Genomic DNA, 15,242 nt, shown 5'->3' on the forward strand with positions numbered 1-15,242 from the left:
GACGCGCAGGCATGCCGGGAGAATCCGGTGCCGACGTCGCGGGACGCCGGCACGGCGGGCAGGGAGCGGCGCTGCGCGGGGGTCTGTGCCCGCCGCCCCACTACCCTGGGCCCATGCCATCCCCCGCGACAGGCCTCCGGGCATCAGCCCCTGCCGGCCCACCCAGCGCCGCGCCCACGCCGGCCCGCACGACCCGGCGGGCGGCGGCCGCGGCATCCGTCCTCCTCGCGCTCGCGCTCGTGACGGCCTGCGCCCCGGACGCCCCCTCCGGCAACGGGTTCACCTACACGCCGACACCCTCGGCGCACGCCTCCGGCACGCCGACCCCGACACCGTCGGCGACGGCGCTCGCGGACATCCCCGACGACTGCCGCGCGATCCTGACCGCCGACGTGCTCGCCCAGCTCGACGGCACGCCGCTGAACGACCCCGCCTTCGGCTCGTCGGGCCCGCAGCCCGACGGCGGACTCATCTGCGTCTGGCGCGATCCGGCCGCCGACACCACGGGGCTCGTCACCACCATCAGCTACATGTCACGAGGGCCGGCGCTCGAGATGCTCAACAAGCTCGTCGTCGACGAGGGCTACACCTGCTACACCCCGGACGGCGGGACGCGCTGCGAGAAGACCTGGCAGAACCCGACCTACCCCGTCACCGACGGCCGCACGCTGTTCTGGCGCGACGACATCCTCATCGACACCGCGTACTCCGCCCTCGCCCCCAACGGCTACACCGCCGCGGTCGTCGCCGCGCTCTTCGGCTGAACCCGCCGGTCGGATCAGCCCCACACGCTCCGGTCGAGCCGTGACCCGTAATCCTCGGGGTGCCACTGGGTCTCGACGCTGACGAGCCAGAGTCCGTCGCGGAGGGTGTGCTCCTCGCGCACCCCGCCCTGCGTGCGCGTGCACACCGTCGCACCGTCGGCGACCTCGCATGCGAACCCCTCGCCCGAGAGGGCGGCCTCCGCGATGGAGGAGGAGGCCGAGTCGACCTTCGCGAGCGTCGTGACGATCCCGCCGGTCTCGAATCGCCACGTACAGGTCACCAGCACCTGGGGCGCCGCCGCGTCGGCGAACGACGTGGCGGTCGTCGCCGGCGGTACCTGGGACTGACCGAGGAGCGAGCCGGCGCGCCAGATGAGCTCGTTCCACAGGTCGTCGGCGTAGAGCGTCCGGCAATCGATCGCGCCGCCGTCCGCCGCCGTCTGCGCGGGCGTCTGCTGAGGCGTTGCTCTGGGCTCGGGCGCCGTGGCGGTGCGCAGGGTGTCGCCGACCCACGCGACGGTCACCGGCAGCATCGGCAGCGACAGCCACACCAGCGCGCCCACGACGGCGGCGCACAGCATCCCTGCGGGCACGGCGATCCACGCGTTGCGACCGCCGATCCTCGCCATGGGGCCCCCAACCTCCGTCTTCCACGGTAAGCCGCAACGGCGCGATGGGCTCGATACACGCCGCGGAAGATGCGCCGCGCCGGGGAGTGCCGGGCGGGGCAATATACACTCCCGCCGCGCTGACTGCGACCCCCTCTCCGCAACTGCCCGGTATGACGGACGGTTGTCTGCACCACGGCGGAACCCCAGGCCCGGCACAGCGCCGGGCGACGCCGCACGTGAGAGTGGAGGAGGAGCATGTCGACTTACGACACCGATCCGTATGCGAACCAGAGCACGGCCACGGGCCAGGGCACAGGCTCGAGCGACGTCAAGGAGCGCGCGGTCGAGACCGTGGCCGAGGTGGACGCGGGTGCCATGTATGTCGCCGGCGTCGCCGGCGAAGAGGCGAAGGACGTGGCCCACGACGCGAAGGACGCCGCTCGTGGCTTCCTGTACGAGACCCGCGCGCAGTTGTCGGACCAGGCCTCGACCCAGCAGCGCCGCGCCGCGGACGCCCTGCGCAGCACGAGCGACGAGCTCTCCGGGCTGGCTGACGGCACTGCCACCGGCTCGGGAGCGGCGACGAACGCCGTGCGCGCCGTCGGCGAGCAGACGCGCCGCGTCGCCGACTGGCTGGAGCAGCGAGAGCCTGCCGATGTGGTGTACGAGGTGCGGACCTTCGCTCGTCGGCACACGGGCGCCTTCCTGGCCATCGCGGTCGGAGTGGGCCTCGTCGCGGGTCGCATCACCCGGGCTCTCGTCGCCGACTCGCGCGACAACAGGACCACGGGCGCAACGCTTGGCACCTCCGGTGGCGCGCGGCCGGCCCTCGCCACGAGCTCGCCGACGGTCGCAGGCGGCACCACCGCCGGCCTCGGTGGCACGGCAGCCGGTGCCGGCGCGCTCGGAGCGACGGGTTACGAGGGTGAGACCCCCATCGGCGACGCCCTCTCGGGCGACGCGCTGACGGGCGACCCGTTGGCGGCAGGCGCGGGCACCGAAGCGACCGGCGCAGCGCAAGACGAGTGGTCTGCGACAGGAGAGGCACGACGATGACGGATATGCCCACGCCGTCTCAGCAGAAGGCGGCCGAGACCTCGCTGGGCGACCTGGTCGGCGAGGTCTCGCGTGACCTGTCGGAGCTCATGCGCAAGGAGCTCGAGCTTGCGAAGGCCGAGCTCTCGGAGTCGGCCAAGCGCGCCGGCAAGGGCGCAGGCCTCATGGGAGGCGCGGGATACGCCGGCGCGATGGCGGTGCTGTTCCTCAGCATCGCGCTCTGGTGGGGCCTCGGCGACCTCATCGACAGCCTCGGCTGGTCGGCGGTGATCGTGGCCGTCATCTGGGCCATCATCGCCGCGATCCTCTTCGCCGTCGGCCGGAGCCGGCTGAAGACCGTGCAGGGGGCGCCGAAGACGGTGGAGACCGTCAAGGAGATCCCCGACGCGCTCAAGAGAAATCAGGAGAACCGATAATGAGCAACGCAGATCAGATCCGCGCCGATATCGAGGTGACGCGCGACGAACTGGGCCGGGATGTGGACGCACTCGCCGACAAGGTCTCGCCCCCGAAGATCATGGAACGGCAGAAGACGCGGGTCCGGCAGGTGCTCGGCGACGTCAAGGGCCGCGTGATGGGAGCCGCCGACGACCTCGGCGACTCGGCATCCTCGGCCGGCCACACGGTGGGCGACAAGCTCGGCGCGGCCGGCGACGCCGTGAAGGACCTGCCGAACAAGGCACGGCAGACCACGCAGGGCACGCCGCTCGTCGTCGGCCTCCTGGCCGCCGGGGTCGGCTTCCTCGTCGCGAGCCTCATCCCTCCGACGGACGCCGAGAAGCGCTGGAGCACCCAGCTGCGCGACCAGGCGCAGCCGCTCGTCGACAAGGCGATGGACAAGGCGAAGGACGCCGCCCAGGACGTGGCGCAGAACCTGAAGGAGCCGGCGAAGGATGCCGTCAACCAGGTGAAGGACTCGGCCGCCGCCTCCGCCGAGACCGTGAAGGAGGAGGCCCAGAGCACCGCCGAGCGGGTCAAGCAGAACGTCGCGCCGAGCGGCGGATCGACCGGCACGAGCGGCACGACGGGCACGACGGGCACCACGGGCACGACCGGCGCTGCAGGAACGACGGGCACCACGGGTGACACGGGGCTGACGACGCAGTACTGAGTCGCGGCATCCTTATCAAGGAACGGCGAAGGGCCCTGGCGGAAGCCAGGGCCCTTCGTTGCGACGTGCGGATCCGATCGGGACCCGGTCGACTCAGTTGTAGTCGGTGGTGAAACCGTCGGTGGAGAAGCTGTCGAAGTCGACGTAGCTCAGGTCGGCGTCGGTGTACGCGCCGTCCGAGGCGAAGATGCGGTTGGGGTACCGCTCGCTCTTCGCCTCCTCCGTCGCCTCGACCGTGACATCGCGGTACTTCGCGAGGCCCGTTCCGGCGGGGATGAGCTTTCCGATGATGACGTTCTCCTTGAGGCCGACGAGCGGGTCGCTCTTGCCCTCCATGGCCGCCTGCGTCAGGACGCGGGTGGTCTCCTGGAACGACGCGGCCGACAGCCACGACTCGGTCGCGAGCGACGCCTTCGTGATACCCATCAGCTCCGGGCGACCCGACGCGGGGCGCTTGCCCTCGGCCACGGTCTCGCGGTTGATGTTCTGGTACTTCTTGAAGTCGACCAGCTCACCCGGCAGCAGCGTCGTGTCGCCGTGGTCGACCACGGTGACCTTCCGCAGCATCTGACGGACGATGACCTCGATGTGCTTGTCGTGGATCGGCACACCCTGCGAGCGGTACACGCCCTGGACGCCGTTGACGAGGTACTTCTGCACCTCGCGGGCACCCTGCACTCGCATGACCTCCTTGGGGTCGAGCGTGCCGACCTGGAGAGGCTGACCGACCGTGACGCGCTGCCCGTCCTCGACCAGGAGCGTCGCGCGCTTCAGGACCGGGTAGACGTGCGGCTCGTCGCCGTTGTCGGGCGTGAGGATGACCTTCTTCGACTTCTCGGTCTCGTCGATCGTGATGCGGCCATCGGCCTCGGCGATCGGCGACGCGCCCTTCGGGGTGCGGGCCTCGAACAGCTCCTGCACGCGGGGAAGACCCTGCGTGATGTCGTCGGCCGACGCGGAACCACCGGTGTGGAAGGTACGCATCGTGAGCTGCGTGCCGGGCTCACCGATCGACTGGGCCGCGATGATGCCGACGGCCTCGCCGATGTCGACGATCTTGCCGGTCGCGAGCGAACGGCCGTAGCACTTCGCGCAGACGCCGACCGCCGAGTCGCAGGTGAGGACCGAGCGGACCTTGATCGACTCGACACCCGCACCGACGAGCTTGTCGATGAGCACGTCGCCGACGTCCTCACCGGCGGAGGCGACGACCTCGCCCTTCGGGTCGACGGCGTCGGCCGCGAGCGTGCGGGCGAACACCGAGTTCTCGACGTTCGCGTCGCGCACCAGCGCACCGTCGGCGCCGGGGGCGGCGATGGTGAACTCGAGGCCCTTGGTCGTGCCGCAGTCCTCCTCGCGGATGATGACATCCTGCGAGACGTCCACCAGACGACGGGTCAGGTAGCCCGAGTCGGCCGTACGGAGGGCCGTGTCGGCCAGACCCTTACGGGCACCGTGCGTCGCGATGAAGTACTCCGCCACCGACAGGCCCTCGCGGTACGAGGAGATGATCGGACGCGGGATGATCTCACCCTTGGGGTTGTTCACCAGGCCTCGCATACCCGCGATGTTGCGGATCTGCAGCCAGTTACCACGAGCACCCGACGAGACCATCCGGTTGATGGTGTTGTCGGCCGGGAAGTTGTCCCGCATCGCCTTCTGGACCTCGTCGGTCGCCTCGGTCCAGATCTTGATGAGCTCCTGACGACGCTCGGCGTCGGTGGTGAGACCCTTCTCGAACTGCGCCTGGACCTTCGCGGCCTGCTTCTCGTAGCCCGCGACGATCTCGCCCTTGTTGGGGGGCGTGAGGATGTCGCTCAGCGCCACCGTGACACCCGAACGGGTGGCCCAGTAGAAGCCGGCGTCCTTGATGCGGTCGAGCGAAGCCGCGACCTCCACCTTCGGGTACTCCTCGGCGAGCTTGTTGACGATCTGCGACAGCTTGCCCTTGTCGGCCTGCTCGCGGACGAACGGGTAGCCCTTGGGGAGCGTGTCGTTGAAGATCGCCTGGCCGAGCGACGCGTCCACGAGACCGTGGCGCTCGTAGCCCTCGGGCGCTTCGCCCTCGAGGAACGTGAGCCCGGGAACGCGGATGCGGACCTTGGCCTGCAGGTCGAGGGTGCCCTCGTCCTTCGCCAGGATCGCCTCGCCGACCGAGCCGAACACACGACCCTCACCGGCGGCGCCCTCCTTGACCGTGGTCAGGTGGTGCAGGCCGATGATCATGTCCTGCGAAGGCAGGGTGACCGGACGGCCGTCCGACGGCTTCAGGATGTTGTTCGACGCGAGCATCAGGATGCGGGCCTCGGCCTGAGCCTCGACCGACAGCGGCAGGTGGACGGCCATCTGGTCGCCGTCGAAGTCCGCGTTGAACGCGGCGCAGACGAGCGGGTGCAGCTGGATCGCCTTGCCCTCCACGAGCTGAGGCTCGAAGGCCTGGATGCCGAGACGGTGCAGCGTGGGTGCGCGGTTGAGCAGCACGGGGCGCTCGCGGATGATCTCCTCGAGCACGTCCCAGACCTCGGGACGCGTGCGCTCGACGGCGCGCTTGGCCGCCTTGATGTTCTGCGAGTGACCGAGGTCGATCAGGCGCTTGATCACGAACGGCTTGAACAGCTCGAGCGCCATCTGCTTGGGCAGACCGCACTGGTGGAGCTTGAGCTGCGGGCCGACGATGATGACCGAACGGCCCGAGTAGTCCACGCGCTTGCCGAGCAGGTTCTGACGGAACCGGCCCTGCTTGCCCTTGAGCATGTCGGACAGCGACTTGAGCGCACGGTTGCCCGTGCCCGTGACGGGGCGACCACGGCGGCCGTTGTCGAACAGCGCGTCGACGGCCTCCTGCAGCATCCGCTTCTCGTTGTTGACGATGATCTCGGGGGCACCGAGGTCGATCAGGCGACGGAGGCGGTTGTTGCGGTTGATCACGCGACGGTACAGGTCGTTCAGGTCGGAGGTCGCGAAGCGGCCACCGTCCAGCTGCACCATCGGGCGCAGCTCCGGCGGGATCACCGGGACGACGTCGAGGACCATCGAGGCCGGGCTCATGCCGGTCTGCAGGAACGAGTTGACGACCTTCAGGCGCTTGATCGCGCGGATCTTGCGCTGGCCCTTGCCCTCGGAGATCTGCAGGTGCAGGTCCTCGGACTCCTGAGCCAGGTCGAACGCCTCGAGGCGGCGCTTGATGGACTCGGCGCCCATGTGGGCCTCGAAGTACTGGCCGAAGCGGTCCTGCAGCTCGTGGAAGATCTCGTCTTCACCCTTGAGCTGGCCGACCTCGAGCGTGCGGAAGTCCTCCCACACCTTCTCGAGACGGGTGATCTGGTCGTCGGTGCCCTTGCGGATACCGGCCATCTCCTTCTCGGCGGCGTCCTTGACCTTCTTCTTCTGGTCGGCCTTGGCGCCTTCCTCCTCGAGCGCGGCGAGCTCCTCCTCCAGCTTCTGGAGGCGAGCGGCGACACGCGCGTCGCGGCGGTCGGCGAGCGTCTTCAGCTCGAGGCGGATGTTGTTCTCCTGCGTCGAGAGGTCGCGGTGGCGCGCCTCCTCGTCGACGGAGATCACCATGTACGCGGCGAAGTAGATGACCTTCTCGAGGTCCTTCGGCGCCATGTCGAGCAGGTACCCGAGGCGCGACGGGACGCCCTTGAAGTACCAGATGTGCGTGACGGGCGCCGCGAGCTCGATGTGGCCCATGCGCTCACGACGGACCGAGGACTTGGTGACCTCGACGCCGCAGCGCTCGCAGACGATGCCCTTGAAGCGGACGCGCTTGTACTTGCCGCACGCGCACTCCCAGTCGCGCGAGGGTCCGAAGATCTGCTCGCCGAACAGACCGTCCTTCTCGGGCTTCAGGGTGCGGTAGTTGATGGTCTCAGGCTTCTTGACCTCGCCGTAGGACCAACGACGGATGTCGTCAGCGGTGGCCAGGCCGATGCGAAGCTGATCGAAAGTGGTTGATTCGAGCACTGGTTCTCCTGTGTCGGAAATTCGTTCGTTACCTGGCGCGCTTAGATCTCGTCGATCGACGACGACTCGAAGCGGCTGGAGATGTTGATGCCGAGCTCTTCGGCGGCGCGGAAGGCGTCATCGTCGGTGTCGCGGAGGTTTACCGCCGTGCCGTCGGCCGAGAGGACCTCGACGTTCAGGCAGAGCGACTGCATCTCCTTCATGAGCACCTTGAACGACTCGGGGATGCCGGGCTCCTGGATGTTCTCGCCCTTGACGATGGCCTCGTACACCTTGACGCGGCCGAGGATGTCGTCGGACTTGATCGTGAGGAGCTCCTGCAGCGCGTACGCGGCGCCGTAGGCCTCGAGGGCCCACACCTCCATCTCACCGAAGCGCTGGCCGCCGAACTGCGCCTTACCACCGAGCGGCTGCTGGGTGATCATCGAGTACGGGCCCGTCGAGCGCGCGTGGATCTTGTCGTCCACGAGGTGGTGCAGCTTCAGGATGTACATGTAGCCGACCGAGATCGGAGCCGGGAACGGCTCGCCGGAGCGGCCGTCGAACAGCTGCGTCTTGCCCGTCGAGTCGATCAGGCGCTCACCGTCGCGGTTCGGGGTCGTCGAGTCGAGCAGACCCGCGATCTCGGCCTCGAACGCACCGTCGAACACCGGGGTCGCGACCTTGGTGCCGGCCGGCGCCTCGAATGCCTGCTCGGGCAGCGAGGCGGCCCACTCCGGGGTGCCCTCGACCTTCCAGCCCTGCTGGGCGATCCAGCCGAGGTGCAGCTCGAGGACCTGGCCGAAGTTCATTCGACCGGGGATGCCGAGCGGGTTCAGGATGACCTGGACCGGCGTGCCGTCCGCGAGGAACGGCATGTCTTCGACGGGGAGGATCTTCGCGATGACGCCCTTGTTGCCGTGACGGCCGGCGAGCTTGTCGCCCTCGGTGATCTTGCGCTTCTGGGCGATGTACACCACGACGCGGCGGTTGACGCCCGAGCCGAGCTCGTCGTCGCCGTCCTCGGCGTTGAACTCCTTGACCGCGATGATCGTGCCCTGCTCACCGTGGGGCACCTTCAGCGACGTGTCGCGGACTTCGCGGCTCTTCTCGTTGAAGATGGCGCGCAGCAGACGCTCCTCGGCCGACAGCTCGGTCTCGCCCTTCGGCGTGACCTTGCCGACGAGGATGTCGCCGGGACGCACCTCGGCGCCGATGCGGATGATGCCGCGCTCGTCGAGGTCCTTCAGCAGGTCGGGGCTCACGTTCGGGAGATCACGGGTGATCTCCTCCTTGCCGAGCTTCGTGTCGCGGGCGTCGACCTCGTACTCCTCGATGTGGATCGAAGAGAGGGTGTCGTCCTTCACCAGGTCCTGGCTCAGGATGATCGCGTCCTCGAAGTTGTGACCCTCCCACGTCATGAACGCCACGAGGAGGTTCTTACCGAGCGCGAGCTCGCCCTTCTCGGTCGCGGGACCGTCGGCGATGACCTCGCCGGCCTCGACGCGCTCGCCGGCCGAGACCACGACGCGCTGGTTGTAGCTCGTGCCCTGGTTCGAACGGTCGAACTTGCGGAGGAAGTAGTCCTGCGTGCCGCCCTCGTCGAGCTGCACCGTCACGACGTCCGCAGAGACCTCGACGACGACACCGGCCTTGTCGGCGGTGACGACGTCACCGGCGTCGATCGCGGCGAAGCCCTCCATGCCCGTGCCGACCACCGGCGACTCCGAGCGGAGGAGCGGCACGGCCTGGCGCTGCATGTTCGCACCCATGAGGGCGCGGTTCGCGTCGTCGTGCTCGAGGAACGGGATGAGCGAGGTCGCGACCGACACCATCTGGCGCGGCGAGACGTCCATGTAGCCGATCTCCTCCGAGTGGAAGAGGTCGACCTCGCCGCCGTTGCCGCGGCGCGCCAGGACGCGGTCCTGGGCGAAGCGGCCGTCGGCCTTGAGCTCGACACCGGCCTGGGCGACGATGTAGTCGCTCTCCTCGGAGGCGGTCAGGTAGTCGATCTGGTCGGTGACCTTGCCGTCGACGACGCGGCGGTACGGGGTCTCGATGAACCCGAACGCGTTGATGCGCGCGAACGAGGCGAGCGAGCCGATCAGGCCGATGTTCGGGCCTTCCGGCGTCTCGATGGGGCACATGCGACCGTAGTGCGACGGGTGGACGTCGCGGACCTCGACGCCGGCGCGCTCACGCGACAGACCGCCGGGGCCGAGGGCCGAGAGGCGGCGCTTGTGCGTCAGACCCGCGAGCGGGTTGTTCTGGTCCATGAACTGCGACAGCTGCGACGTTCCGAAGAACTCCTTGATCGCGGCCACCACGGGGCGGACGTTGATCAGGGTCTGCGGCGTGATCGCCTCGATGTCCTGCGTGGTCATGCGCTCGCGGACGACGCGCTCCATGCGCGACAGACCGGTGCGGACCTGGTTCTGGATGAGCTCTCCGACCGCGCGGATGCGACGGTTGCCGAAGTTGTCGATGTCGTCGATGTCGAGACGGATCTCGGCGGGCTTGCCGCCGCGCACGCCGTCGAAGGTGGCGTCGCCGCGGTGGATGCGCACGAGGTACTTGATCGTCGCGACGATGTCGTCGACCGTCAGCACCGAGTCCGACAGCGGCTTGTCGAGGCCGAGCTTGTGGTTGATCTTGTACCGGCCGACCTTGGCGAGGTCGTAGCGCTTCGGGTTGAAGTAGAAGTTGTCCAGGAGCGCACGGGCGGCCTCGGCGGCCACCTGCTCGCCCGGACGGAGCTTGCGGTAGATGTCGCGGAGGGCGTCTTCCTTGGTGAGGATGGTGTCCTTCGACAGCGTCTCTTCGATCGAGTCGAAGCCGGCGAACTCGGCGAGGATGTCCTCGCTGGTCAGGCCGAGCGCCTTGAGGAAGACGGTGACCGACTGCTTGCGCTTGCGGTCGATGCGGACGCCGACCTGATCGCGCTTGTCGATCTCGAACTCCAGCCACGCACCGCGGCTGGGGATGACGCGCGCCGAGACGATGTCCTTGTCGGACGTCTTGTCGGCCGTCTTGTCGAAGTACACGCCGGGCGAACGGACGAGCTGCGACACGACGACGCGCTCGGTGCCGTTGATGATGAAGGTGCCCTTGCCGGTCTGGAGCGGGAAGTCGCCCATGAAGACCGTCTGCGTCTTGATCTCACCGGTCTGGTGGTTCATGAACTCGGCCTCGACGTAGAGCGGGGCGGCGTACGTCTTGCCGCGCTCCTTGCACTCCTCGATGGAGTACTTCTCAGGCTCGAGGTACGGGTTCGTGAACGAGAGCTGCATGGTCTCGCTCAGGTCCTCGATCGGGCTGATCTCCTCGAAGATCTCCTCGAGGCCGCTGATCTCGGGCACGTCGGTGCGACCGTCGGCCTTCGCCTGGGCGACGCGGGCCTTCCATGCCTCGTTGCCGACGAGCCAGTCGAACGACTCGGTCTGCAGCGCGAGAAGGTCGGGGACCGTCAGCGTGTCGGAGATCTTGGCGAACGAGAGGCGGGATGCTCCGCGGCCGTTCTTGGGGGTGGTGGGGTTGGATGCGTTGCGCGCAGCAGCCAAGGGGATTACCTCCGTGGGCCCGTAGGGCTCGTTTCCTTGTCGTCAGGTGGAGTGCTCTCTTCCCCGAAACCCGCGCGGCACTCCTCGCGTGAACGCGGGGGGGCGCAGGCACAGCCGACCACCATATGAGGGCAGGGGGAATCCAAGAGCGCAAAGACCCACTATACGTCGGACGACGCGCCGTGTCCAGTCGGATTCTTGAAAAGTTCTGGATGCTGCGGTATAAGGCCGATGCGGTGGCTCGAGTGCGCCCCCGGCCGGCGGACGGCCGGGGGCGCAGAGACGCTTCCCGATGAGCGCTGTCGCCCTCCGGGTGTCTACATGTTGCCGCGGCAGGCCATGCCGGGGTTGAATCCGACGACGAACTCCTTCGCGACGGGATCGCTGCGGAACATGCCGAAGTTCTGCACGCCGTGATAGCCGTGCTTCTGGTTGCCGCGCTCCGCGAAGACGTCGTCGCCCATCCCCTCAGGCCCGGTCCCCTCGATGTCGTCGGCCGTGTCGAGCCCGGAGAAGACGCACTCCGAGGCCGCGTGCTCGGGCGCGCCGATGTCGTCGCCGTTCCCGTTGACTTCGCCCGCCATCGCGGCTCCCCCGCTGCCGAGCACCAGGCCGATCGCCACGACTGCGCACGCCAAGACCTTCTTCATAGCTTTCCCTCCCCATTGGTGACGCCCGGAGCCCCGATCCGGACGGACGGCCGCACCTGCGGGGCCGTCACCGCCGCACCATACTCCTGACCGGTCGGGAGCGGAAGAAGCCTCAGCTGCCCGGATCAGCCGGTGGCCGATACACCGATGCACTGAGACCGTGGCGGGAACCGGCCTTCCGGGTCCATGATGTGCACATGACTGGGGGACGATCCCCCGTGATCCGCACGCCCGACCAGCGGATCCGGGTGTTCGTGAGCTCGACCCTGCGCGAGCTCGGGGACGAACGTGAAGCAGTGAGGTCGGCCATCGAGCGCCTGCGACTCGCGCCCGTGATGTTCGAGCTGGGTGCCCGCCCGCATCCTCCGCGGGACCTCTACCGCTCCTACCTCGCCCAGAGCGACGTGTTCGTCGGCATCTACGGCGCCAGCTACGGGTGGGTCGCTCCCGAAGAGGAGGTCTCCGGCCTCGAGGACGAATACAACCTCGCCTCTCCCGAGATGCCCAAGCTCATCTACGTCAAGGAGACCGACTCCCGCGACGAGCGCCTCACCGCACTCATCGCCCGCATCCAGGCCGACGACACCGCCGCCTACCTGCACTTCCGCTCCGCCGCCGAGCTGGAGGACCAGGTCGCCGGCGACCTGGCCATGCTGCTCGCCGAACGCTTCGACGAGTCGCGGGCGTCCTCCGAGCCCGAGCCGGAGCCCGAGGCGCCGACCCTCGTCGGCCGGGTTCCCGTGCCCTACACGCCGACGATCGGCCGCGAGGCCGACATCGACGCCGTCCGCACGCTCCTGGCCCGCGGCACAGACCGCGTGGTGAGCCTCGTGGGGCCCGGCGGCATCGGCAAGAGCCGCCTGGCCATCGAGACCGCCCTCGCGTGCGGCGACATGTTCCCGGACGGGGTCTACTTCGTGCTGCTCGAGGGTGTGCTCGAGCCCGGCCTGCTGCTGCCGACGATCGCCTACTACCTCGGCATCCGTGACAACGGCGAAGCCGCGCTCGAGGAGCGCATCGCGCATGCGCTGGCCGATCGCCGGGTGCTGATCGTGCTCGACAACTTCGAGCAGATCGTGGATGCCGCGCCCGTCCTGGTGCGGCTCTACACCGTGGCGCCGACGGCGACGTTCCTGGTGACCAGCCGCATCGTGCTGCGCATCCGCGGCGAGCGCGTCTTCGAGGTGGCGCCGCTGACGACGCCGGCCGGCGACGGGCCGGCGAGCCTCGATCGCGCGACGCGGTCCGCGGCCGTCACGCTGTTCGTCGACCGTGCCCGCGCGATCGACGCCGACTTCGACGTCACCGCCGACAACGCCGGCGACCTGGCCGACATCTGCCGGCGGCTGGAGGGCCTGCCGCTCGCGATCGAGCTGGCTGCGGCGAAGGTGCGCATCCTGAGCCCCGGCGGCATCGCGGAGCGCCTCGAGCGCAGCCTGCCGCTGCTCACGGCGGCCGTCCGCGATCTTCCCGAGCGGCACCGCACGATGCGGGCGACGATCGACTGGAGCGTGAGCCTGCTGCCGGACACACAGCGCGACCTGCTCGAAGATCTGGGCGTGTTCGCGACGCGGTTCACACTCGAGGCGGTCGAGGCGCTCGGCGCGGGGCGCTCGTGGGGCGACGAGGCGATCGACGCCCTCACCGCGCTCATCGACGGCTCGCTCGTGAAGCAGAGCGAGGTGGGCGGACGACGGGTGTTCTCGCTGCTCGCGATGGTGCGCGAGTACGCACTGGGGCGGCTGAAGGACCGCGGCGACGCGGTGCAGGTGCGCCGCGCGCACGCCGACTACTACCGCGCCCTCGTGCAGCGGCTCGCCCCCGGCCTGGGTGGCACCGGGCAGGCGGAGGCGGTCGTGCGCCTCGGGCTCGAGCTTCCGAATCTGCGCGCGGCGGTGCGCCACCTGATCTACACGAACCGGCTCGACGACGCGGGCGACTTCGCGTGGAGCCTCCTCATCTACTGGTGGATCTCGGGCTTCTTCGCGGAGGTGCGCGTCTGGATGCTCGAGCTTCTCGAGAAGCAGCACGATCAGCCGATCACGCAGCACACCCGGGCGATCGCCTGGTTCTTCGCCCTGTGGGGCGAGATGTGGCAGCGCCCCAGCGAGCAGGTGATCGCCGGGCTCGGCGAGTGCGTGCGGCTGTTCACCGAGAGCGGCGACGAGGATGCCGCAGCCATGGCGCTCGCCGCACGCGCGACGGCGCGCGTGCAGTTCTCGCACCTCGACACCGACAAGGCGGAGGCGGAGCTGCGTGAGGCCGTCGTGACGCTCAGCGAGCGGGGCAACACGTGGGCGGAGGCGATCACCGAGGTGTCGCTCGGCCGGCTCGCGTGGGTGCGAGGCGCCACCGACGACGCCCTCGCCCACTTCGATCGCGCCACCTCGGTGGCCGAGGCACGCGGCGACCTGTTCACCACCTCCGTCGCGGGAAACCTGCGCGCGCGCCTGAACTTCCAGCTGGGCCGCATCGAGGATGCCGAGCGGGAGTTCGTGCACACACTGCTGCTGTCGATCCGGCTGCACTACGAGGAGGGCGTCGCGTACGGCCTCGAGGGCGTCTGCGCCGTCGCCGCCGCGCACAGCGAGGCCTGGCGTGCGGCCGCCCTGGCGGTGGCAGCGGGCGAGATCCGGCGGCGCATCGGCATCTTCGACGTCGAGGCGTTCACCGTGCACACGCCGTACCTCGAGATCCTGCGCGGACACGACCCGCAGAGCGTGGATGCCGGCCAGACCGCCGGCGCCGAGCTCACCGTCGCCGAGGCGGTGCAGCTCGCCCTGCCCGAACAGGAGTGGGAGACCGTGGCCGACACCCTGCGCACCTGGTAGCCGACTGCACCGGAGGGCGCCGAGGTCCGGCATCCGCTCTCTGGTATCAGCGCTGCGCACGAGAGGCTCTGGTGCGGTGAGGAGCGTGCTCATATGCTGTGCACCGAACTGCGCTCCTCGAATCAAAAGGTGACTGGGCACCGCTGCGAGGGGGGTCGAGATGGCTCTGGTTCCTGACGTGCCACGAGGCACAGTCGACGTCGAAGGCGACGGAGACTCCCTCGACGTGCGCATCGACCCGGCACCGGCGGACATCCTGCCCGATGAGCATGGCGTCACGCTGCTCGCCGACGTCATGCTCCATGCTCGCGCGGACACCGTGGCGACGCTGCTCGTCCGTGCCGGCGAGAGCCTCCACTACGCCGCGCTCACGGTGCGCGACGGGGTCGCGGAGCTCATCCGCCTCGAGCGTCGGGCGGACCGCCTCTTCGCCGCGGGAATCGCACTCGCGTCCGGGGAGACGGTGCATCTGAGCGTGATGGTCAGCGAGACCGAGACCGGCATCGCCTGGCTGGAGGGGCAGGCCGCCGTCGGCGGGATGGGGATGGGCGGTGCGGCCGAGGCGGCCACGGAACCTGCGCTGCCGACCGCCGACGCGGTTCCCCCGCCCGTGGCCCCGGACTTCGAGATCGACGAGGCGTTCGCGCCGGAACCCGTGAGTGACAGCGAGATCGGCGGCATCGGAGAATTCGACGAGAACGGACAGTTCACCGG

General features: G+C 69.2%; 10 protein-coding genes. 6 read left to right on the forward strand and 4 right to left on the reverse strand.

Annotation, left to right across the window (positions count from 1 at the left end; all coding sequences use genetic code 11):
- Nucleotides 1–113: 113 nt before the first annotated feature.
- Nucleotides 114–764, forward strand: coding sequence for a hypothetical protein (locus tag ACI3KY_RS16430; protein WP_404931221.1), 651 nt, complete (start codon nucleotides 114–116; stop codon nucleotides 762–764).
- 14 nt (nucleotides 765–778) lie between these two features.
- Here the strand turns inward: ACI3KY_RS16430 and ACI3KY_RS16435 are convergent, their stop codons facing one another.
- Nucleotides 779–1,393, reverse strand: coding sequence for a hypothetical protein (locus ACI3KY_RS16435; RefSeq protein WP_404931222.1), 615 nt, complete (start codon nucleotides 1,391–1,393; stop codon nucleotides 779–781).
- A 237-nt stretch (nucleotides 1,394–1,630) separates the two neighbouring features.
- Here ACI3KY_RS16435 and ACI3KY_RS16440 point away from each other — a divergent pair, with 237 nt between their 5' ends.
- From ACI3KY_RS16440 to ACI3KY_RS16450, 3 genes are read left to right on the forward strand one after another with little or no spacing between them, the layout of a single operon-like run.
- Nucleotides 1,631–2,431 carry a hypothetical protein gene (locus tag ACI3KY_RS16440; protein ID WP_404931223.1) on the forward strand — a complete coding sequence of 267 codons (801 nt, stop codon included), beginning with the start codon at nucleotides 1,631–1,633 and terminating at the stop codon, nucleotides 2,429–2,431.
- A complete protein-coding gene (locus ACI3KY_RS16445) occupies nucleotides 2,428–2,847 on the forward strand; it encodes a phage holin family protein (RefSeq protein ID WP_194414532.1) in 420 nt (139 codons plus the stop codon). The genes ACI3KY_RS16440 and ACI3KY_RS16445 overlap by 4 nt, the downstream gene beginning before the upstream one ends.
- Entirely contained in the window at nucleotides 2,847–3,542 is a 696-nt protein-coding gene (locus ACI3KY_RS16450) for a DUF3618 domain-containing protein (protein WP_404931224.1), read from the forward strand. The genes ACI3KY_RS16445 and ACI3KY_RS16450 overlap by 1 nt, the downstream gene beginning before the upstream one ends.
- Nucleotides 3,543–3,635: 93 nt before the next feature.
- Here the strand turns inward: ACI3KY_RS16450 and rpoC are convergent, their stop codons facing one another.
- The 3 genes from rpoC to ACI3KY_RS16465 all read right to left on the reverse strand — a co-directional run bounded on the left by rpoC (nucleotide 3,636) and on the right by ACI3KY_RS16465 (nucleotide 11,697).
- A complete protein-coding gene (rpoC, locus tag ACI3KY_RS16455) occupies nucleotides 3,636–7,508 on the reverse strand; it encodes a DNA-directed RNA polymerase subunit beta' (protein WP_194414534.1) in 3,873 nt (1,290 codons plus the stop codon).
- Between the two features lie 41 nt (nucleotides 7,509–7,549).
- The gene (gene rpoB / locus ACI3KY_RS16460) at nucleotides 7,550–11,047 is read right to left on the reverse strand and encodes a DNA-directed RNA polymerase subunit beta (RefSeq protein ID WP_404931225.1); all 3,498 of its coding nucleotides are present in this window, start codon (nucleotides 11,045–11,047) and stop codon (nucleotides 7,550–7,552) included.
- 317 nt (nucleotides 11,048–11,364) lie between these two features.
- Nucleotides 11,365–11,697, reverse strand: coding sequence for a hypothetical protein (locus ACI3KY_RS16465; protein ID WP_404931226.1), 333 nt, complete (start codon nucleotides 11,695–11,697; stop codon nucleotides 11,365–11,367).
- Between the two features lie 197 nt (nucleotides 11,698–11,894).
- On the opposite strand from ACI3KY_RS16465, the gene ACI3KY_RS16470 reads away from it, so the two are divergent.
- Together ACI3KY_RS16470 and ACI3KY_RS16475 are read left to right on the forward strand one after the other, a co-directional pair.
- The gene (locus ACI3KY_RS16470; protein ID WP_404931227.1) at nucleotides 11,895–14,528 is read left to right on the forward strand and encodes an ATP-binding protein; all 2,634 of its coding nucleotides are present in this window, start codon (nucleotides 11,895–11,897) and stop codon (nucleotides 14,526–14,528) included.
- 160 nt (nucleotides 14,529–14,688) lie between these two features.
- A partial coding sequence (locus tag ACI3KY_RS16475; protein WP_404931228.1) for a hypothetical protein occupies nucleotides 14,689–15,242 on the forward strand: 554 nt, incomplete at its 3' end.

The organism is Microbacterium sp. ZW T2_14 (assembly GCF_044987405.1).
In the GTDB taxonomy this organism is placed as follows: domain Bacteria; phylum Actinomycetota; class Actinomycetes; order Actinomycetales; family Microbacteriaceae; genus Microbacterium.

Coding starts and splice junctions, on each gene's coding strand:
- ACI3KY_RS16450 (WP_404931224.1), top strand. CDS start 2,847: ATGAGCAACGCAGATCAGATCCGCGCCGATATCGAGGTGACGCGCGAC.
- ACI3KY_RS16465 (WP_404931226.1), bottom strand. CDS start 11,697: ATGAAGAAGGTCTTGGCGTGCGCAGTCGTGGCGATCGGCCTGGTGCTC.
- ACI3KY_RS16435 (WP_404931222.1), bottom strand. CDS start 1,393: ATGGCGAGGATCGGCGGTCGCAACGCGTGGATCGCCGTGCCCGCAGGG.
- ACI3KY_RS16470 (WP_404931227.1), top strand. CDS start 11,895: ATGACTGGGGGACGATCCCCCGTGATCCGCACGCCCGACCAGCGGATC.
- ACI3KY_RS16430 (WP_404931221.1), top strand. CDS start 114: ATGCCATCCCCCGCGACAGGCCTCCGGGCATCAGCCCCTGCCGGCCCA.
- ACI3KY_RS16445 (WP_194414532.1), top strand. CDS start 2,428: ATGACGGATATGCCCACGCCGTCTCAGCAGAAGGCGGCCGAGACCTCG.
- ACI3KY_RS16440 (WP_404931223.1), top strand. CDS start 1,631: ATGTCGACTTACGACACCGATCCGTATGCGAACCAGAGCACGGCCACG.